We start from the raw sequence: 22757 nt of genomic DNA on the forward strand, positions 1-22757 counted from the left end.
CAGTGGCAGTTTACAGATCATTGCCCAGGGACTAATAATTAATGAATAAGTGAACTAATGAACTAAATCATGATAAAGAATTATTTACGAAGTGCCTTTCGCAATATTGCCCGGCATAAATTTATTTCGTTCATCAACATATTTGGCTTAACCATAGGGTTAACCTGTTGCCTGCTTATTTTAACTTACATAGTTAAAGAGCTCAGTTATGATAAATTTAACCATAATGCGCCCAATATTTACAGGGTGAGCCGGAGTTTTAATACAGCTGATGGTATAGTCAACCTGCATTTGGGGGCCGTGGCGCCCCCCTTCGGTCCGCTGCTGAAAAACGAATTTCCGGATATAAAAAAGGTTACCCGTTTATTCCCCAACGGCGATGTGGTTTTGCGTTATAAGGATAAATTATTAACCGAAAAGGGCTCTTATTTTGCTGATGAAAACTTCCTTAGTTTCTTTGATCTTAAAACAGTAGCAGGCGACCCCAAAACTGCCCTTAGTGAGCCGTATACAGTGATGATGACCGAGGATATGGCGCGCAAGTACTTTGGTAATGAAGATCCTATAAACAAAGAAATCAGGCTTGATAATACAGCCAATTTTAAAGTTACAGGTATTTTTAAGCCATTCCCGGCTAACTCGCAGATGCACCCTCAAATGTTGCTGTCATTCAATACACTGAACGATGACAAGGTTTACGGACGCAATCAACTGGCAACCAATTGGGGGAACAACTCATTTTTTACCTACCTGCTATTGCCCGATCATTATAATATTGATCGAATCAGCTCACAGTTTCCGGCTTTTATAGATAAATACATGAATTCTCCCGGGCAACCCCGGCAGTCAAAATTTACCCAGCTGCATATTCAAAGATTCCTGGATATTCACCTGCATTCACATCTTGATGATGAAGTAGAGCAAAATGGCGATATTAAAAGGGTTTACATTTTTTCGGCTATCGCCCTGTTTATTTTGCTGATCGCCTGTATCAATTACATGAACCTATCTACTGCCCGCTCAACGCTTAGGGCTAAAGAGATCGGTATCCGCAAGGTGATCGGCGCACAACAAAAAGAGATTATTACCCAATTTTTAAGCGAATCTGTGTTGATCACTTATTTTTCGCTTGTACTGGCCTTGACTTTGACGTGGTTGCTGCTGCCACTTATTAACCGGCTTTCAGAACTTAGTCTTTCTATCAATAGTTTATTTCAACCGATAATTTTAATATCGGTGTTATTGCTGCCGCTGATTATCGGACTTATCAGTGGTATTTATCCGGCTATTTTTATGTCGTCATTTAAACCGATAAAAGTTTTAAAAGGTATCCTTAAAGTTGGATCTGGAAATATCTCGTTCCGTAAGGTATTGGTGGTGGTGCAGTTCTCCATCTCCATCATCCTGATTGTTGCTACGACGATAGTTTTTCAGCAATTGAGGTATATTCAAACCAAATCACTTGGCTTTAATAAAGATCATTTAGTAACATTGGGCGGTATCCCTGCTAACCAGTTTGAAGCTTTCAGGGCAGAGGTATTACGGGATCCTGCCGTAAAAGATATCGGCCGTTCATCGCGGATTCCGTCGGGGCGGCTACTGGATGATCAGGGCGTTTCTGTTTTTGACGGGGATAAACCGCTGCCGGTTAAAGCAGATATCAAATGCATCAATGCCGATTATGGCTTTATTCCAACCTACGGTATAAAAATGGCAGCTGGCAGAAATTTTAGTCGCGAGTTCGCCACCGACAGTAATAATTTTGTGATCAACGCATCGGCAGTAAGTGCATTAGGATGGAAATCGCCTGAAAACGCTATAGGCAAGGATATGAGCTATGGTGGCGTTAAAGGAAAAGTGATAGGGGTGGTTAATGACTTTCATTTCGAGTCATTACATCAAAATATCATCCCGCTTTTAATGGAGATGCCCTCATTCGTCAACAATAGTTATAGAAGAATAACGGTTAAGATCGATGGTAATCGCATCAATTCGGCATTGGCAACCCTTGGGCAAACCTGGAAAAAATATCAACCCGAAACACCTTTTGAGTACAGCTTTTTAGATGAACGCTTTCAAAAGCTATACAACAGCGAGCAGGAGCAGGGTAACCTGTTTACCATATTCTCGTGCCTGGCCATATTCATTGCCTGTTTAGGCTTATTCGGGCTTTCGGCCTTCACCATATCACAACGGGTAAAAGAAATAGGTGTGCGCAAAGTACTTGGCGCAAGCATACCGCAAATTGTTACCGAACTATCAAAAGACTTTTTGAAGCTGGTGATCATAGCATCGGTAATTGCTTTACCAATAGCGTGGTACGCAATGAGTAAATGGCTACTTGATTTTGCCTTCAGAATTAACATACAATGGTGGGTTTTTGTGATGGCCGGCGTAATAGCGCTGATCATCGCTTTTGCAACCATAAGCTATCAATCAATAAAAGCAGCTATGGCTAACCCGGTGAAGAGTTTACGTTCTGAATAAATTCGTCATTATGTCATTTTGCTTCGCGTCATAAAGCCATTTTTTGATTAGCGCGAGGCAAAAATGACTTAATGACCTAATGATGACTTGACAATGTTTAAAAACTATTTCAAAATCGCGCTGCGTAATTTTTGGCGGCATAAATTTTTTACATTCATCAATGTAATCGGTTTATCTATAGGGATCAGTTCGGCGCTGGTTATTTACCTGATAGTTCATTTTGATTTTACTTTTAATCAAAACTTTGATAACGGCGACCGCATTTACCGGGTAGTATCAAACTATACCTTTTCCGGCGAAGAAGCGCATAACCGCGGCGTATCAGGCCCGGTGCCCGAAGCTGTAAGAAATGGCGTGAGTGGCGTGGAACTTACCGTGCCATTTTTCTTGTTGAATCAGCCTAATGTGTTTATTCCCGAAAAAGGGCGCGTTCCTGTTAAGTTTAAACTACAGGATAATGTGATCCTTGCTGATGGCAGGTATTTCAGCATGTTTAAATATAACTGGCTTGCGGGCTCGGCCAACACTGCTTTGAATTCTCCCAATCAAACGGTGCTCACTTCAGATCAGGCAAAAAAATATTTCCCTCAGCTGTCATATAGCCAGATGATGGGCCGGGTAATCACTTATGATACTATTAGTGTGGCCGTTAGTGGCATTGTTGAACCATTAAAGGGGAATAACGATTTTACTTTTCACGATTTTATCTCTTATTCAACGGCAAAAGCTAATAAAGCGCTGTCTGACGAACTAAGCCTTACCAGTTGGGGAGGTACTACTTCATCATCTATACTTTTTGTTAAGCTGGCGCCCAATGCCACTGCAGCTAATTTTGAAAAGCAACTAAATATTATTCTTAAAAAGAATGATCCTCCAAAACCCGAAAACAAGGGCAACACACGTGATTTTGCCTTACAGCCTTTGAGCGATCTGCATTTTAACAGTATATACGGAACATTTGATTCCGGTAATCCGGCTAATAAAACAACACTTTACGGTTTACTGGTTATAGCTGCCTTCCTGTTGTTATTAGGCTGTATCAATTTTGTTAATTTAACTACCGCGCAGGCTACCCAAAGAGCCAAGGAAATTGGCGTACGTAAAACAATGGGAAGTAGCCGTACCCAGCTTATTACGCAGTTTCTGAGCGAAACATTCATCATAACCCTTTTGGCAGTTATCATTTCGGTGGCGTTGGCACCCGCTATATTAAAGCTGTTTAAAGATTTTATATCCGCAGGTATTAAACTTGACCTGCTGCAACAGCCCCATCTTTTTGTGTTCCTGTTTTTATTGATAATAGTGGTAAGCTTATTGTCGGGCTTTTACCCCGCAGCTTTGCTATCAGGCTACAAACCTGTTTTAGTGCTTAAAGATCAGGCATCGTCAAACACGGGTAAAACACGTAATGCGTGGCTACGTAAATCATTAACAGTAACTCAATTTGTTATTGCCCAGTTTTTTATAATGGCTACTGTGCTGGTAGGCAAACAGATTCATTATGCGCTCACAAAAGACCTGGGTTTTAAAAAGGATGCCATCCTGATCATTAACTCACCCTGGAAAAATAGAACGCTTAGTAAGAACCAGGTATTTATGAACAAATTAAAGGCGATACCTCAGGTTGAGCTGGTAAGCGCGGGTAAGGCCGCTCCGTCATCAACCAGCACCAATTCAACGGAAGCTACGTACATAGATGGCAAAAAGGAAATAAAGATTGAATTGTACGAAAAGTACGGCGACCCTAATTATATTAATGTATACAAGCTTAAACTTTTGGCCGGACGTAATATACAATATGGCGATAGTACCAGGGCATTTTTAATTAATAATACTTACGCAAAACTAATGGGGTTTAAAAATCCGGCTGATGCTGTAGGTAAATACATTGATAAATTTAATGGCGATAAAAGAATGCAGATCATAGGTGTAGTGGCCGACTTTTATTCTGAATCATTGCATTCGGCAATTAAACCTACCTGCATTCATATCAGCAACAGTTATTACAATAATGGTACCTTTCATATAGCGCTTAAGCCGCAGACTGCCGGAGGCAACGAATGGAAAAAAGCTATTGCATCAATGGAAAAAACGTGGAAAGAGATTTATCCTGAAGACGATTTTGAATATAGCTTCTTTGATGAAAGCATCGCCAAATTTTATGATTCCGAGCAACATACATCAACGCTGTTAACATGGGCAACGGGCTTATCCATATTTATCAGCTGCCTTGGTTTGTTAGGCTTGGCCATTTACAATACCAATCAGCGTACTAAGGAGATAGGCATACGGAAAGTACTTGGTGCTACGGTAACGCAGATAGTAACCCTGCTTTCAACTGAGCTGGTAATGCTCATTGTGCTGGCCTTTGTACTGGTAACCCCACTGGCCTGGTATGCAATGAACAAATGGATGGAGAGCTTTGCCGACCGTACAACAATAAGTTGGTGGATATTTGTAGTAAGCGGCGGCGGAATGTTATTGACGGCGTTGATCACCTCAAGTTTTCAAACTGTTAAAGCTGCGTTGGCTAATCCAACCAAAAGTTTACGTTCTGAATAATTGGTCATTTGAGTCAGTTGCTTCGAGTCATTAAAACATTTTGATAAATGATTTAGAAAAGCAAAATGACTTAATGACCATACAATAATGACTCAATGACTAATTAATATGCTCAGAAATTATTTTAAAATAGCATTCCGTAATTTAGGTAAGCACCGCACTATCAGTCTCATTAATATTGCCGGACTTACTATTGGCATTACCGCATCGGTATTTATAATGTTGTGGGTACAAAATGAGTTTAGCTTTGACAATTACCACCCTGATGTTGATAATATCTACAGGGTAAAAACCAAACTAAGCCTGACTAAAGACGAAGTGTGGGACTGGGAATCATCTCCTTATATGTTAGGCCCGGTTGCCAGGCAGGAAATACCGGGTTTAAAGAATTATACGTTTTTGTGGCCGGGTTATATGATGACGGTGCATCATAATAACCAACTGATATCGGAAAAAAAGTATGCATATATAGATGCTAATTGGTTCAAAGTATTCCATTACGATTTTATCGACGGAAGCGCCGATAGTTTTTCGAAAAATCCATTTAGTTTAATCCTGACAGAATCAACAGCAAAGAAATATTTTGGTAATGGCGAAGCTGTCGGCAAAATGCTGAAAGTTGACTCCATGAACTACCAGGTGCAGGCAGTAGTTAAGGATAATCCTGCAAATTCAAGCTTTCAGTACGATATATTGATGCCAGTAGAGGCTAAACTAAGCAATGCACATGAAAAAGAACAGGCGAGCAATTGGGGTAATTACAGCGGCCTCACATTTTTAAAGCTGCAGCCGGGCGTAAATATTAAAGAGGTAGGCCAAAAGCTAACCCAAATTATCAGGAAAAATAACAAGGGCAGCGAAAACACAACCATGAGTGTGATAAGCCTTAAGGATATCCATTTTGAAAGTGGCTTGCTAAGTACTTCATTTGAAAACGGCAACCGAAAGTTGGTTAACATCTTCCTGATACTGGCTTTTTTACTTTTATCAACGGCATGCATTAATTATGTAAACTTAACTACGGCAAGGGCAAGCGTGCGTTCAAAAGAGGTGAGCGTACGTAAAATTGTTGGTGCCGGCAGGAGGCAGCTTTTCGCCCAGTTTATGTCCGAATCATTGGTTGTTAGTTTCTTATCATTATTATTTGCCATTTTATTTATCCAGATTTGCCTGCCCTGGTTTAATCAGGTTACCGAAAAGCATTTTGTACAACCACTAACATCCGGTATTACATGGTTGATATTGTTGGGTACACTGATAGTTTGCTTTATTTTTAATGGCTTATATCCCGCTGTGTTATTGTCGTCATTTAAGCCATTAAGCGTGTTTAAAGGTAGGGCACTATTGAATTTTAAGGATGGCGGCATCCGTAAAACGCTGGTTGTTTTGCAATTTGGTATCTCGGTGATGCTTATCATTAGTACAATGATCATTTACCGTCAGCTTAATTTTATGAAAAATGCTGATTTGGGGTATAAGCGCGAACACGTTTTTGTAATGACTATACCATGGCAGGTGCTTGGCTTAGACGATAAGACAAGAGAGTCGAAATTAAAAAGTATCGCCAGCGAGTTAACCCAGCAAAGCGCGATAGCTGAGATCTCTCAATCGGCCAACGATGCCTTTTTTAATAATAGTAACAAGGTGTCAGGATCAATGGATTGGGAAGGCCGGCCACTGGATTATAAACCTTCGGTTTCCACCATATCGGCCGACGAAAAATTTCAACATATACTAAGCCTTAAAATGGCCGACGGGCATTGGTTTGATAAAAATGGCTCCGATCAGCATAATGTAGTTTTGAATGAAACCGCAGTAAAACAGCTTGGTATCCATAGGCCTGTTATAGGGCAGCGGTTTAAGTTTAACGGGGATTCGGGCGTTGTTGCAGGTGTGGTGAAAGATTTTAACTTCAGGAGCCTGCATGAAAAGATAGGTCCTATGGTTATAAATAATCATACTGATTGGGCGCGTAGTTTTTATATCAAAACTGCTCCCGGCAATACGGCGGCAGCCATCAGGATAGCCCAAAATGTATGGAATGAATTTGTTCCCGACCAGCCGTTTGATTATAGTTTTATTGATGACGGTTATAATAAACTTTACCATGCCGAACAGCGTTCGTCAACATTGATAGCCGCTTTCGCCATTATAGCCATTGCAATATCGGCCATGGGTTTACTCGGCCTGGCCGCCTTTGCCGCCGAACAGCGGGTAAAAGAAATAGGTATTCGTAAAGTGCTTGGCGCCAGTGTCCAAAATATAATAGGATTGCTATCTGCCGAGTTTTTAAAAACAGTTGTCATAGCCAACGTCGTTGCTTTCCCGGTGGCTTGGTACATGATGAACAAATGGCTGCAGGATTTCGCATACCGTACAAATATCACATGGTGGATCTTTGCTGTTGCCGCGTGCATAGCACTTTTAATAACATTGATAACCGTAAGCATCCAATCTATTAAAGCTGCACTGGCCAACCCGGTAAATAGCTTAAGGAGCGAATAGATTTTTGAGGCGAAAGGTTAAAGGCGAAAGCTAAAAGGTAGTTGTCAATTTATGAAAACGTCCGATGTTAGAGACCTTCCGCCTTTAACCTTTCGCCTTAACATATTTTAACTACTCATTTAAAGGGTTTTGCGTATCATCGTATAAAAGTATTTGATATGATAAAAAACTACTTTAAGATAGCCTGGCGTAACCTTTGGAAGCATAAGTTTTACACCTTTATCAATATGTTTGGCCTGGCGCTGAGCATAGGCTGCAGTATTATACTTTTTCAGTTTATTACCTATCATTTGAGTTTTGATACTTATCACCATGATGCCAAACAGGTATATAGGGTTGTTCACCAGCTTACTTTTGATGATGGCATGCCGTTATATGACCAGGGAGCGCCTTTGGCTTTGGCAACAGATGTGAAAGCGAACAATCCGCAGGTGAAAGATGTAGGTGTGTTATTACGAATGCATGATATCAATGTCAGCATTCCTCAAAATGATGGGGCTGGTAAAAAAATGTTTGCCGAGCATGAAAATATCAGCATAACCGATGGCCATTTTTTTAATTTATTTGATTACGGGTGGGAGCAAGGCAATCAGAATACCGCTCTTACCGAACCTAATACCGTAGTTTTAAGTCACTATCTTGCCGAAAAGTATTTTGGCAGCCAGGAGGTTATCGGAAAAACTATCAGGGTTGATAATAAGAATACTTTCAGGGTAACAGGTGTTGTTAAAGATCACCCGGCTAATACTGATATCAAAGCAGATCTGTTTCTTTCTCTCGCCACATTAAAAAATATCTATCCCGATGTTGCCAATGGCCTTCAAAATGACTGGGGCTTTATCAATTCAACTAACTCAATTTATTTAGAACTTAAGGATGGGGCAAATCCGCAATCGGTAGAAAAAGATATCAATCGGTTGAATGTGAAATTACATGGTGCGGAAGCCGCAAAACCATACCATTTTATGATGCTTCCGCTAAGCGAAGTGCATTTCGACGGTCGCTTTGCGGGTGTTATCCAACGCTCTTTATTGGTAACCCTTGGTATAATTGGTTTACTGCTCATTATTATTGCTTGCGTTAACTTCATCAATATGGCTACAGCCCAAAGCTTTAAGCGGGCCAAGGAGATAGGTACCCGCAAAGTTTTAGGCAGCTCACCGCGGGCAATATTCATTCAGTTTATTTCCGAAACATCATATATCGTAGTTTTTGCGGCATTGTTATCATTTGTAATGGTGATTACAGCCATCCCGGTGTTGAATAATTGGCTGCAAACTCAACTGAGCTTTAAGCTTTTTAATGACTATCGCCTTGCTGGTTTTACTGTAGTTGTTTTAGTCATTATCATAATAGCTGCCGGTTCATATCCCGCACTGATATTAAGCAGGTTAAAGCCTGTAAACGCTTTGAAAAACCAGCTTGGCGGTAAAACGCACGCTGCTGGTTTTACCCGTAAAGGTTTAATTGTGGTTCAAAACATAATAGCCCAGGTGCTTATCATTAGCACGATATTGATAACCATGCAGGTTAAATATCTTAAAACTGCTGACCTCGGTTTTAATAAAAATGCCGTTGTAATGATTCCGGTGCCAGATAATGATAAAAGTAAAACCAATTATTTGCGTAACCAGTTGCTGGCCGATCCAGCGATAAAAAGTATTTCATTTTGTTATCGCGCGCCATCTTCTACAGCTGATAAAGGCGGATCAATTAAATTTGATACCCGCGACTGGGAAAAATTTGTTGGGTATACTCAGATAGGTGATGCCGACTATGTTAAAACTTTTGGAATGCAGTTAATTGCGGGCCGCAATATTGTTGAAGCCGATACCGCCCGTGAATACCTGGTTAACGAAGTGTTGATACATAAATTAGGTTTAAAAGACCCGAAACAAGCTATCGGCAGGTTTTTTACCGCCGGGGATTTATCCAACAATCCGGGAATTATAGTAGGTGTGGTTAAAGACTTTCATGCCAAATCATTATATACAGCTATAGCACCTGAATATATTTCCACCTTCAGAAAAGGATATCAATATGCAGGCGTAAAAATCGGTTCGAATAACCCTTCAGCTGTTATCGACCGTATTAAGAAAGAGTGGCAAGAGATTTATCCGGATAATGTATTTGAATACCGCTTTCTCGACCAGCAAATAGCCGACTTTTATCAAAAGGAAGATTTGTTAAATAAGCTGATCACCTCAAGCGCGATAATCGCCATTTTTATCAGCTGCCTCGGTTTGCTTGGCCTGATATCGCTGTTAACGCTTCAGCGTACCAAAGAGATTGGCATCCGTAAAGTGCTTGGTGCATCGGTAACCAATATAACAGGTTTGCTTTCTGTTGATTTTCTGAAATTGGTACTGATTGCTGTTATTGTGGCATCGCCTATTGCCTGGCTTATGATGAGCAAATACCTTCAAAATTTTGCTTACCGCATAGATATTCAATGGTGGGTATTTGTGCTGGCTGCTTTTGTAGCGCTGCTGATAGCATTTATCACAGTAAGTTTTCAATCCATTAAGGCAGCGATGGCAAACCCGGTTGAAAGTTTGAGGAGTAGAGATTAGAGATTAGTTTATGATGATATATGAATAAACTAATAATGTGTTGAAGGCACAAGTGAGCCTTACAATTGTTCACACACAACACTTGCGCCTGCCGGGCGCAGGAAACAAACTTCTAAATCCGAAATCGAACTTCCGAAATTCGAGTTATAACTAATCTCTAACCTCAAACCACTAATCTCCAAAACCACTGTATCAATACCGTACACAAGGTGTTACACTTACGAACAGTTGATGTTTTTTATTTGATTTAAATAATTGATATTCAGTTGATTTTGGTTTTGGTATAGCTTTTACATCAATTTCGAAAATTACTGTACGATATGCTTAAAAATTACTTCAAAATAGCCTGGCGCAATATCGTGCGTCATAAAGGCTATTCTGCTATAAATGTTGCGGGTTTAACAGTTGGCCTGGCTGCCTGCCTGCTCATTTTTGTGATTATTCAGTTTGAACTTAGTTTTGACACTTTCAATCCTAATTATAAAAGCATTTATCGTATAGTTACCCAGGAAAAGCACGAGTCGGAAACTACCACCAATCCAGGAGTTGCTGTTCCTGCTACAGATGCCCTTCGTTTGGATATACCTCAGGCTAAAGTGGCAGCTTTGAACAGCAGTTATGGCAGTCAGATCACAGTGCCGCAAACTGCAGGAAGTAATGGCAGCGATAAGAAATTTACTGAAAATATTGGCGTGCTATTTATTCAGCCTCAATTCTTCGATATTTTTAGCTACAAATGGCTGGCTGGAAGTCCCGCTGTATTGGCCAGTCCGGATATGGTTGTGTTGGATAAAAGTTCGGCCATTAAGTATTTTGGCGACTGGACAAATGCTGTGGGCAAAATTCTTAAAATGGATAATGTTTTGACGCTGAAAGTATCCGGCATTGTAGAAGATGCCCCGGTTAACAGCGATTTTCCATTTAAGGTAATGGTATCGTTTGATACCTGGAAACAGCATCCGAAAGATTACAACTACAGCGCCGAATGGGGATCAACCAGCAGCAGCCATGAGGTGTTTATGTTGTTCCCGGCAAGCATGTCAAAAAGCAGTATCGACGCACAGTTAAAAGCATTTTCGACCAAGCATTTTAAAAAAGGATCGGCACAAACTACGCTGTTACCACAGCCGCTTGCTGATATGCATTTTGATACCCGGATAGGTAACCCGCTTGGTGATCATAGCACCAGCAGGGCTACCTTGCGTACCCTGTCATTCATAGCTTTGCTCATCATCATTATGGCTTCTATCAATTTCATCAACCTTTCAACAGCACAATCTGTCGGACGGTCAAAAGAAGTTGGTATCCGCAAGGTGTTGGGCAGTACCCGTCCACAATTGATTTTTCAGGTAATTGGCGAAACAACAATCATCGTTATTGCTTCGGCCCTGATTGCTTTGGCAGTAGCGAGGCTGGCCATGCCGCAATTGAAAAACATAGCCAATGTGCCCGATAGCATTAGTTTATTCACTACTGGCAGTTTGTTGTTTTTAGTGGCCAGTACAGTTACTATCGTTTTATTATCAGGTATTTATCCCGCATTGGTAGTATCAGGTTTTAAACCTGTGCTTGCACTTAAAAATAAAATAACAGCAGCTTCTATCGGCGGTATTCCGCTTCGCCGGGGATTGGTGATTGCACAGTTTGCCATATCACAATTGCTCATTATTGGTACCATCGTAGCGGTAAACCAGATGGACTTTGTAAATAAAGCCGATCTCGGCTTCAACAAAAATGCATTGCTCATTATTCCCGGCTATACCGATAGTTTAAGTCTCCGTAAAATGGAATCATTCAAACAACAGGTGTTGCAGGACCCTAATGTTAAAGCAATCAGTTTTTCTTCGGATGTACCATCATCAGAAAATAACTGGGGTACAAATTTCGATTTCAATAACTCAACCAAGGACGTTGGCTTTAATACCTACCTTAAATTTGGAGATGTTGATTACTTCAAAACTTATGGGTTAAAGTTTGCAGCGGGCAAAGGATATGACGTAAGCGATACCGCAAGGCAGTACGTGGTTAACGAAACATTTATCCATAAATTAGGTATCCAGAATGCTAATGATGCCATTGGCAAAACACTACGTTTGGGCGGCGGCAAATGGCTGCCGATAGTGGGGGTAGTTAAGGATTTTAAAACCAACTCACTTCGTGAGGCTATAAAACCAATAGTAATATCACCTGCTAAGAAATTCGAGGGGCAAATAGGTATCAAGATCCAAACTGCTGATTTGAGCAAAACTGTATCTCAGTTGCAAAAACTGTGGGAGAATACTTATCCCGAATATGCTTATAACGGTTATTTCCTGGATGATAATATTGCTAAATTTTACGAGCAGGAGAACAAGATGGCCCTGGTGTACAAAGTATTTGCCGGGATAGCCATTTTTATATCATGCCTTGGTTTGTACGGACTCGTATCATTCATGGCTGTTCAGCGCACAAAAGAGGTTGGCATTCGGAAGGTATTAGGTGCATCGGTAAGCAGCATCGTATTCCTGTTTTCAAAAGAGTTTATGATACTTATCGGTATCTCGTTCCTGATAGCCATGCCCGCCGCATGGTATATTATGAACGGATGGCTGCAAAACTTTGTATACCGTATTTCGATGAGCATCTGGATCTTTTTACTGGCAATAATATCATCGCTGATAATAGCCTGGGTGACAGTAGGGTATAAGGCTGTTAAAGCGGCACTTGTTAACCCGGTTAAAAGCCTGAGAAGTGAGTAGCAGTTGGCAATGGCAGTTTGCAGTTAACGGACTATGCAAGTACTAATGAACCAGTGAACCAATGAACAACTACCATGATAGGAAATTACATTAAAACAACCGTGCGCGGCCTGATGAAAAACCGGGCCTACAGTTTCTTGAACATTGCCGGTTTGGCTATTGGCGTTGCTTGTGCATCCATGATATTTTTGTGGGTGCAGGATGAGCTTACGTTTAATCAAAATTTTGTAAAGCGCGATAATCTGTACACAGTTCGTGAAAATCAAACCTATGATGGTAAAACCTCCACATTTCGCGCTACGCCGGGGCCAATGGCCGCTGCACTAAAAGCAGATATTCCCGGTGTAAAAAATGCGGCACGTATGGCCGGCTCTGATAATATAGTATTTGCATTGGGCGACAAAGTGATCAACGAAGATGGCTCCTATACTGATGCTGAGATTTTTCAGATGCTGAAACTGCCGTTTTTACAAGGTGATGAGGCCAATGTTTTTCATGAACTGCATTCGGTAGTAATCAGCTCTACTATGGCTAAAAAGTTTTTTGGTGATGTTAACCCGGTAGGTAAGGTCCTGAAGATGAACAATGAGCAGGATTTTGCAGTTACCGGGGTGTTTGCAGATTTTCCCAAAAATTCAACATTCCAAATGCAATGGTTTGCACCATTGAAAAATATCGATCACATGCAGCCCTGGATGCAGGACTGGGGAGCAAACTGGGCTCGTACCTATGTGGAGCTGGAACCATCAGCAGACGTTAATGCCGTTAACAAAAAACTGGCTAACTACATCGGTACTAAGAAAAATGGTAACAAAACCGTTTCGTTCCTGTTCGGAATGAACGACTGGAACCTTCGTGATAAATTTATTGATGGTAAAATGAATGGCGGTCGCATTGAGTATGTTCGTCTGTTTTCGGTAATTGCCTTTATTATACTTATTATAGCTTGCATAAATTTCATGAACTTGTCAACCGCAAGATCTGAGAAAAGAGCTAAGGAGGTTGGGGTACGCAAAGTGATGGGAGCCGGTAAAGGTAAGCTTGTAGCCCAGTTTATAGGCGAGGCGGTGATTATGGCGTTTATAGCGGTAATTGTAGCTGTGTTTTTAGTTTACGCAGTTCTGCCATCGTTCAATAATATGGTTCAAAAAGAGCTTACTATCGACCTTTTGCAACCACTCCATTTGTTTTATTTACTGTCGATAGGTTTGGTTACCGGTTTGCTGGCTGGCAGCTATCCTGCGTTTTACCTGTCGTCATTTAACCCCATTGCCGTATTAAAAAATATCAAATTACCATCTGCAGCTGGCGCGGGCTTTATCAGGCAAAGTTTGGTGGTGATCCAGTTTTCTGTTTCTATCATACTCATCATTGGTACGGTAATTATCTATCAGCAAATTCAACACGTTAAAAATCGTGAGCTGGGTTATCAAAAAGATAACCTTGTTTATATCGATACCAAAGGCAAACTGACAGATCATTTTGCTGCGGTAAACAATGAATTAAAACAAACCGGGGTTGTAGCCGATGCTTCATTGAGTGAATATCCAATTTTGCAAATTTGGAGTAACACGGATAATTTTTCATGGGACGGAAAAGATGCCTCAAAAAATCCACTGATCACTATCGAAAGCGTAAGCCCTCAGTTTGTATCAACTATGAATATGAAACTGCTTGCCGGCAGGGATTTTTATGCCAATGCAAAGCTCGATAGCAGCAATGTGATTATTAATGAAGCCTTTGCCAAACAAATGGGAAAGGCTGGTCACGTAGGTGGCATTATCAGGGATGGTGGCAGTAAACCATACCAAATTGCTGGAATCATTAAAGATTTCCTTTATAATGATATGTATGTTTCTGGCGCACCGCTGATGCTGTTTAGCCGTCCACAAAACAATAACATTTTAACTATCCGCTTTAAAGAGGGCGTTAATTTAACCGAGGCGCTGGCAAAAGCAGGCGAAGTTTATAAACGCGCCAACCCCGGTTATCCATTCGAATACAAGTTTGTTGATGCTGATTTTGATGAGCTTTTTAAAACGGAGGCCCTTACCGGTAGGCTGTCGGGCATATTTGCATCGCTGGCTATCGTTATTTCATGCCTTGGTTTGTTTGGCTTAGCAGCTTATACTGCCGAAAGAAGGATCAAAGAAATAGGCATTCGCAAGGTGCTTGGTGCTTCGGTAGCTGGTTTAACCGGGTTGCTATCCCGTGATTTTTTAAAGCTGGTTGCAGTTTCATGCCTGATTGCCTTTCCGGTTGCCTGGTATGCAATCAATAACTGGCTGCAAAGTTATCAGTACCGGGTAACTGTACAATGGTGGGTATTTGCTGTCGCCGGCATTGCCGCTATTGTTATAGCGCTGGTAACTGTGAGTTTTCAGGCTGTTAAGGCGGCATTGAGCAACCCGGTGAAAAGTTTGAGGTCTGAATAGCCTCGCCCAACCCTCTCCAAAGGAGAGGGCTTTAAATGAAATTGAAACAATAATATAAAAAGGTCCCTCCCCTTTGGGGAGGTTAGGAGGGGTTTATGATTCGTAACTATTTAAAAATCGCGTGGCGCAACATCCTGAACAATAAGGTTTATAGCGCAATTAATATATTGGGGCTTGCCGCAGGCATGGCGGTTGCGCTGATTATTGGTCTTTGGGTAGCCAATGAATATTCATACGACAGGTTTTTACCCAACTATGAGCAGCTTTACCAGGTTGAACAGCATTTTACTACCCAGCATGATGGGGAGCACACACAAACGGCGGTTTCATTGCCATTGGCCGGGGTTTTGCGCAAGGAAATTCCGGGCATAAAACGCGTGGCCGAAACAGATTGGGTAGGCATGCAATGGCACGATCTGTTAGTAGGTGATAAAAAGCTCTACGTTGCCGGAGGCGCAGCTAACCCCGATTTTTTACAGATCTTTAAATACGCCTTTGTAAAAGGTAATGCTAAAGATGTGTTTACACAACCAAATTCCATCATCCTTAATGAATCTACCGCGAGAGCACTTTTCGGCGATGCCGATCCGATCAATAAAGTAATACGTTACGATAATAGTCAAAATTTGAAGGTTACGGGCATAATAAAAGACATCCCTAAAAATGCCACGCTGCAATTCAGCTTCCTGACTCCTTTCAGCTTTAAAGAAGCAACCGAGGGCTGGATGAAAGGAGCCCGCACTACATGGACCAACAACTCCTTTAACATGTACCTGGAGCTGCAACCCGGTGTTACTATGGAGCAGATTGCACCAAAAATTAAAAACATAGTATATGATCATAACGAACAGATGCGCCCGGCAAAACCTGAAGTAATTATTCATCCATTAAAAAAATGGCATTTGTATAATGATTTCAAAAACGGTAAGGCTGTTGGCGGTTTTATTGATTATGTGCGTATGTTTAGCGTGATAGGTGTTTTGGTGTTGCTTATTGCCTGCATCAACTTTATGAACCTTTCAACCGCCAGGTCTGAAAAACGGGCTCGCGAAGTAGGGGTACGCAAAGCCATTGGTTCGCAACGCGGCGATCTGATAGCCCAGTTCCTCGCGGAGTCGATAATGATCACTTTCATTTCATTTTTGTTGTCGATAGTGATGGTGCAGCTGGCTATCCCGTCTTTTAATGCTATCGTAGGTAGCGCTATTAGTATCCCATATACCAATGTTTTGTTTTGGGCTATGATGATAGCCTATGTGCTGCTTACTGGTTTGTTAGCAGGTAGTCGTCCTGCATTTTATCTATCGTCATTTAACCCTGTGCAGGTATTAAAGGGTACTATTAAGGTTGGCAGGTCGGCTTCATTGCCGCGCAAGGTGTTGGTAGTAATGCAGTTTAGCTGTTCTGTTGCTTTGATTATCAGTACTGTTATTGTTTATCAGCAAATACAATATGCTAAAAACAGGCCTACCGGTTATAGCTCAACCCGTTTAATGATGACCGACATGAGCGGCGATCTTGAAAAAAACTACAGCGCTTTAAAAAACGACCTGATAGCCAGTGGAACGGTGGAGGGCGTGGCCTCTGCGTCAAGCCCGGTTACCAATATTTATAGCCATATGGGTATTGATAACTGGCCCGGAAAAGGAGGGGGTGAAACAGGGATAAACGTTGGAGCTATCTCTGTATCTCCTAATTACTTCAAAACAATGGGCATGACCATGAAAGAAGGCCGTGATTTTTCGGCCGAATGGGCATCTGATACAACAAATGTTATCATCAACGAAGCTGCCGTAAAACGCATGGGCTTAAAAGATCCGATTAACAAAGTGATAAATTATAGCTTTATGGGTCGGGTTCATATTATAGGTGTGGTTAAAGATGCCCTAATGGAATCGCCATTTACACCTGTGCAGCCGGCTGTATTTAATCATGGCAGGGGAGGTAATAACATCATGTATCGCCTGGCACCTAACGTAAATATGCAGGATGCCATTAAGAAGATAGGGAAGATCTTTGATACCTATAACCCGGCGTATCCTTATATCTATCAGTTTGTTGATGAGGAATACAATCGCAAGTTTAGCCTCGAAGCCTTAGTTGGCAAACTTGCCGGCGTTTTTGCCGGATTAGCTATTTTCATTTCATGCCTTGGTTTGTTTGGGTTAGCTGCGTACGTAGCCGAGCAACGCACCAAAGAAATTGGTATACGAAAAGTATTGGGTGCTTCAATAGCACAAGTGTGGCTGCTGCTATCAAAAGAATTTATTTTACTGGTGATGTTAAGTTGCATAATAGCAACGCCTGTAGCTTTTTATTTTTTGAAAGACTGGCTGCAGAAATATGATTACAGGATAACAATAGGTCCGGGAGTGTTTGTGCTTTCGGCAGTGGCAGCAATCGTTATCACACTGGTTACGATAAGTTTCCAGGCTATAAAGGCAGCGTTGACAAATCCGGTGAAAAGTTTGAGAAGTGAGTAACCTCACCCAAACCCTCTCCAAAGGAGAGGGCTTTAAGAAGATTAAAATACATAACTAATAACTAAATATATCACAAGTACAATTCCTCCCCTTTGGGGAGGTTAGGAGGGGTTTATGATCAAAAACTACATAAAAATTGCATGGCGAAATTTGGTGCGTAACAAGGCTTACGCAACCATCAGTGTTATTGGTTTGGCTTTGGGTATAGCCTGTGGCGTACTAATATTTACGCTGATCACTTACCACCTGAGCTTTGATACCTTTCATAAGGATAAAGACAGGATCTACCGTTTTTATACCGAGTTTCACGATCAGGGTGTAGACCGGGTAGGCGCTATTCCGCAACCGATGGCCAAGGGTTATCGAAATGACTTTGCTTTTAGCGAAAAAACGGCGAGATACATCAGCTTTAATAAAACGCTGATCACGATTACCAAGGGAAGTGAAGTGAAAAAATTTGGTGAGGATGATGGCGTTGCGTTTGTTGAGCCCGAGTATTTCAATATCCTGAATTTTCCGTTGCTCAAAGGTGATAAGAAAACCATGCTTGTTAACCCCAATGAAGCTTTAGTTACCGAAAAAGTGGCCCAAAAATATTTTGGTAATGATAACCCCATAGGCAAAGTTTTCAAGCTGGATAACAACATCAACGTTACTATAACCGGTGTACTGCAGGATTTGCCAAATAACACCGACCAAAAGCAACAGATTTTCATTTCGTATGCAAGTATGGAAGCGTACGCAGGTAAAGGCCGTGAAAATAACTGGGGCGGCGTTTACAGCGGCTGTCAGGGCTTTACCCGATTAAAGCCAGGCGTAACAAAGGCACAGGTTGAAACTGCCATGCTGCAATTGGTTAAAAAGAATTACACCGGTCGGGATTTGCAGGTTTGGCGCTTTAAATTACAGCCTATTGCCGAAATGCACTTTGACCGTGAACTCGGCGGCTACGCTGATAAGAGCTATTTATGGGCACTGTTCTTTATCGGCGTGTTCCTGATCATTACTGCTTCGGTGAACTTTATAAACCTAGCTACGGCTCAGGCACTAAATCGCTCAAAAGAGGTGGGTATCCGTAAAGTATTGGGCAGCCAGCCTTTTCAATTATTTTGGCAGTTTATTGCCGAAACAGCCATTATCAGTATTATAGCCGTTGGGGTGGCCATTGGGTTGTCGGAAATTGCCTTGCCTGCATTGAATAAACTCTTTCACGCAAGGATGACCTTTAACTGGTCGGAACTTAGTGCTTTTATCGTGTTGATTACTATTATTGTAGTATTCCTTTCGGGCTCGTATCCTGGTTTGGTACTGGCACGGTTTCAACCTATCAAGGCGCTCAAAAGCAAGCTGTCACAAAAAGACGTCGGCGGGTTTTCGTTGCGCAGGGTTTTGGTGGTTACTCAATTTACTATATCGCAGGTTTTGATCATCGGCACCATTATCGTGGTATCGCAATTACACTATTCACAAACTGCGGATCTTGGTTTTAATAAAAATGCCATAGTATTGGTGCCGCTCCCTCAAAACGATAAGATGAAAATGAGCACGATGCGTAATCGCCTCAGCGAAATTAAGGGAGTTGAAAACGTATCTTACTGTGCTAATGCACCTGCATCCCGTTCAAATAGTAATACCGGTATTCAATATGATAACCGTGCCGAAGACGAGCATTGGAGCATCAATACCAAACAGGCCGACGAAAATTACATTTCAACCTTTGGCATTAAACTGATTGCCGGTAGAAATTTCTTTAAAGGCGACTCGGTAAAAGAGTTTTTGGTGAACGAAACCTTTGTTAAAAAACTACACCTTAAACCGCAGGATGTAATTGGAAAACAGATGGCAATTAATGGCCGCGACTATAAAGGCACCATTGTAGGGGTGATGAAAGATTTTTATAATTACTCTTTCCATTCGGAAATTTCCCCATTGTGTGTGATGCCTAATTACCAGGATTTGGGTACCGTTGCTGTGAAAATAGATATGCGTAATGCTAAGGCTACATTAGCTGCAATTGACAAGATCTGGAACCAAACCTTCCCGGAAGAATTATATTCATACCAGTTTTTGGACGATACTATTGCCCATTTTTACGAAATGGATAATATCCTGTTAACATTGGTTGAAGCGTTTGCCGGTATCGCGATCATCATAGGTTGCCTCGGTTTATACGGTCTGGTATCGTTTATGGCCGTGCGTAAAACCAAAGAGATTGGAGTACGCAAGGTATTGGGAGCCAATATCAGCGGTATCCTATGGCTATTTGGTAAGGAGTTTAGCATATTGTTGCTCATCGCTTTTGTAATAGCCGCTCCTCTGGCCTGGTGGGCAATGCACAATTACTTAAAGGATTTTCAATACCGAATCAGTATCGGCCCGCAAATATTTGTGATATCGATTTTGTCAAGCCTCATAATAGCCTGGATTACGGTAGGTTACCGCGCTGCAATGGCGGCGCTCGCCAACCCGGTTAAAAGTTTGCGTTCCGAATAAATAGTCATTGAGTCATTTGCTTCGTGTCATTAAGTCATTGAAGAATGAGCAAAGCAAAAAATGACCTAATGACGCATTGACCTAATGATATAGAATATGATTAGAAATTATCTGAAAATAGCCTGGCGAAATATCGCAAACAACAAAGCTTATACAGCTATCAACGTTTTAGGATTGGCAGCTGGGATGGCTGTTGCCTTGATGATAGCGCTTTGGGTTGCCCATGAATATTCATATGACAGATTTTTGCCCGATGCCAACAGGGTATACCAGGTTCGCCGTAATTTTAATAGTAATGGCGAAACATTAACGTTTAGTTCAACCTCGCTAAAACTGGCAGATGTGTTGAAAACTATGCCCGAAATAGAATATGTAGCACCCACAGATTGGGGGGGCACACATGGGTTAATGGTAGGCGATAAGAAGCTATCTATTGATGGCGTGCAGGCAGGTAGTGATTTCCTGAAAATTTTTCAATACAATTTTTTACAGGGGAGCCGTACCACCGCTTTGAATGATCCATATTCAATTGTATTGACCAAAGCTACTGCTCTCGCTTTATTTGGCGCGGGGAATGTGATCAATAAGGTAGTTAAGGTTGATAATAACTACAATTTAAAAGTTACCGGCGTGATTCAGGATGTACCATTGAATTCGTCGCTTCAATTTAAATATGTTATTCCATTCAGTTTGATGGAGCAACAGCCTTACATGAAAGACGCCCACGATAGCTTTGGTAACAATAGCTTCGAGCTATTTGCAAAGCTAAAACCAGGTGTAACGTACGCACAACTGGCCCCAAAGATCCTTCATATCGAAAAAGGCGAAAAAAATATAAATGCCGAAAACTCTGACGTAATTATGCAGCCGATGGTCGACTGGCATCTATTGTCCGATTATAAAAATGGAGTTGCTGCAGGTGGTTTTATTGATTATGTACGCACCTTTAGTATTGTTGGTGTACTGGTACTACTGATAGCTTGTGTGAATTTCATCAACCTCACAACTGCCCGGTCTGAAAAACGCGCGCGCGAGGTCGGCATCCGTAAAGCTATCGGATCACAACGTCAGCATCTGATATTCCAGTTCTTGACAGAATCTACATTGATCACACTGATCTCCTTTATATGCTCAATGCTTTTTGTTCAAATAGCGCTCGGGCCGTTTAACTCGCTCACCGGTACTACTATTGCCATCCCTTTTAACAGCGCAATTTTTTGGCTGATTGCCATAGGGTGCGTATTACTTACAGCCTTGGTAGCCGGTAGTCGTCCTGCATTTTATCTTTCGTCATTTAATCCGGTTAAGGTATTAAAAGGTACTATTCAGGTTGGCCGCTCAGCATCGTATTCGCGTAAAGTTTTAGTAGTGATGCAGTTTAGCTGTTCAATAGCCTTGATCATAAGCACAGTTGTTATTTACAGGCAAATTCAATATGCAAAAAACCGCCCGGCGGGATACGATATTAATAGGTTAATAGCCACTAATGCCAATGAAGATTTGGGTAAGCACTATTCCGCTTTTAAAAATGAATTATTGCAAAGCGGCGTGATTGAAAGTATCTCCACAGCATCAAGCACCATTACAGATATTAACATGCACAACAACCTTGACCAATGGCCTGGTAAATTTGCCGGCGAAACCGTTGAAATGGGCGTAATAGCTGTAGCTAATGATTATTTCAAGACGGTGGGCATGAAAATGCTTGCCGGCAGGGATTATAATAATGTTGTGTCCGATTCATTGAATATCATTTTTAATGAAGCGGCGGTTAAGCGCCTGCGCCTTAAAGGTGATCCGATAAGCCAGGTAATAACTTATGGAGGTAAGCAGCGCAAGATAATTGGTGTAGTTAAAAACGCGCTGATGTTATCGCCGTTTGCACAGGCCGACCCAACCATGTTTGTGTATAATAATGATCCGCATCAAAACATGATTTACCGCCTCTCGCCCAAAGTGAACCCGCATGATGCTATTGATAAAATTGGGCAGGTGTTTTCAAAATATAGTCCGGCCTATCCCTATACCTATCGTTTTGTAGATGATGATTATAACCGCAAGTTTGGTCAGGAAGTGTTGGTGGGTAAGTTGTCGGGCATATTTGCCGGTTTGGCTATTTTTATATCCTGCCTCGGTCTCTTTGGCTTGGCTGCATATATCGCCGAACAACGCACCAAAGAAATTGGTGTGCGCAAGGTATTGGGTGCAACTGTAAGTCAGCTATGGTTTTTACTGTCGAAGGATTTTGTGCTGCTGGTGCTCATCAGTTGCGTGATAGCATCACCTATAGCATTTTACTTTTTGCAGGGATGGCTACAAAAATATGATTACAGGGTAACCGTAGAGCCAGGTGTGTTTATTATATCGGCAATAGCGGCTATTTTGATCACACTGTTAACTATCAGTTTTCAGGCTATTAAAGCTGCAATTGCTAACCCTGTTAAAAGTTTAAGAAGCGAATGACCTCACCCAACCCTCTCC

9 protein-coding genes are annotated in these 22757 nt (G+C 41.5%); all 9 read left to right on the top strand.

Translation table 11 applies throughout. The features are described 5' to 3' along the window. Window positions 1-69: 69 nt before the first annotated feature. The 9 genes from IEX80_RS02810 (at window position 70) to IEX80_RS02850 (ending at window position 22739) form a co-directional block, all read left to right on the top strand. Window positions 70-2487 (top strand): ABC transporter permease, encoded by a 2418-nt coding sequence (locus IEX80_RS02810; protein WP_090525355.1) that lies wholly within the window; start codon window positions 70-72, stop codon window positions 2485-2487. Between the two features lie 93 nt (window positions 2488-2580). After that, window positions 2581-5049, top strand: coding sequence for an ABC transporter permease (locus IEX80_RS02815; protein ID WP_090525357.1), 2469 nt, complete (start codon window positions 2581-2583; stop codon window positions 5047-5049). Between the two features lie 108 nt (window positions 5050-5157). After that, on the top strand, window positions 5158-7554 hold the full coding sequence (locus IEX80_RS02820) for an ABC transporter permease (protein ID WP_090525359.1): 2397 nt from the start codon (window positions 5158-5160) through the stop codon (window positions 7552-7554). 158 nt (window positions 7555-7712) lie between these two features. Continuing rightward, window positions 7713-10127 (top strand): ABC transporter permease, encoded by a 2415-nt coding sequence (locus tag IEX80_RS02825; protein ID WP_090525361.1) that lies wholly within the window; start codon window positions 7713-7715, stop codon window positions 10125-10127. Between the two features lie 320 nt (window positions 10128-10447). After that, window positions 10448-12865, top strand: coding sequence for an ABC transporter permease (locus IEX80_RS02830; protein WP_188831863.1), 2418 nt, complete (start codon window positions 10448-10450; stop codon window positions 12863-12865). A 74-nt stretch (window positions 12866-12939) separates the two neighbouring features. Beyond that, entirely contained in the window at window positions 12940-15300 is a 2361-nt protein-coding gene (locus IEX80_RS02835; protein ID WP_188831864.1) for an ABC transporter permease, read from the top strand. A gap of 95 nt (window positions 15301-15395) precedes the next feature. Next, entirely contained in the window at window positions 15396-17783 is a 2388-nt protein-coding gene (locus tag IEX80_RS02840) for an ABC transporter permease (RefSeq protein WP_090525368.1), read from the top strand. A 114-nt stretch (window positions 17784-17897) separates the two neighbouring features. After that, window positions 17898-20276 (top strand): ABC transporter permease, encoded by a 2379-nt coding sequence (locus IEX80_RS02845; RefSeq protein WP_090525370.1) that lies wholly within the window; start codon window positions 17898-17900, stop codon window positions 20274-20276. A 96-nt stretch (window positions 20277-20372) separates the two neighbouring features. After that, complete coding sequence (locus IEX80_RS02850) at window positions 20373-22739, top strand: ABC transporter permease (protein ID WP_090525372.1); 2367 nt, start codon at window positions 20373-20375, stop codon at window positions 22737-22739. Window positions 22740-22757: the final 18 nt, after the last annotated feature.

It is taken from the genome of Mucilaginibacter rubeus, from assembly GCF_014643835.1.
Lineage (GTDB): Bacteria > Bacteroidota > Bacteroidia > Sphingobacteriales > Sphingobacteriaceae > Mucilaginibacter > Mucilaginibacter rubeus.

Excerpts from the sequence above, each read along its gene's own strand:
- IEX80_RS02810 (WP_090525355.1), top strand. The coding sequence starts at position 70 with ATGATAAAGAATTATTTACGAAGTGCCTTTCGCAATATTGCCCGGCAT.
- IEX80_RS02815 (WP_090525357.1), top strand. The coding sequence starts at position 2,581 with ATGTTTAAAAACTATTTCAAAATCGCGCTGCGTAATTTTTGGCGGCAT.
- IEX80_RS02820 (WP_090525359.1), top strand. The coding sequence starts at position 5,158 with ATGCTCAGAAATTATTTTAAAATAGCATTCCGTAATTTAGGTAAGCAC.
- IEX80_RS02825 (WP_090525361.1), top strand. The coding sequence starts at position 7,713 with ATGATAAAAAACTACTTTAAGATAGCCTGGCGTAACCTTTGGAAGCAT.
- IEX80_RS02830 (WP_188831863.1), top strand. The coding sequence starts at position 10,448 with ATGCTTAAAAATTACTTCAAAATAGCCTGGCGCAATATCGTGCGTCAT.
- IEX80_RS02835 (WP_188831864.1), top strand. The coding sequence starts at position 12,940 with ATGATAGGAAATTACATTAAAACAACCGTGCGCGGCCTGATGAAAAAC.
- IEX80_RS02840 (WP_090525368.1), top strand. The coding sequence starts at position 15,396 with ATGATTCGTAACTATTTAAAAATCGCGTGGCGCAACATCCTGAACAAT.
- IEX80_RS02845 (WP_090525370.1), top strand. The coding sequence starts at position 17,898 with ATGATCAAAAACTACATAAAAATTGCATGGCGAAATTTGGTGCGTAAC.
- IEX80_RS02850 (WP_090525372.1), top strand. The coding sequence starts at position 20,373 with ATGATTAGAAATTATCTGAAAATAGCCTGGCGAAATATCGCAAACAAC.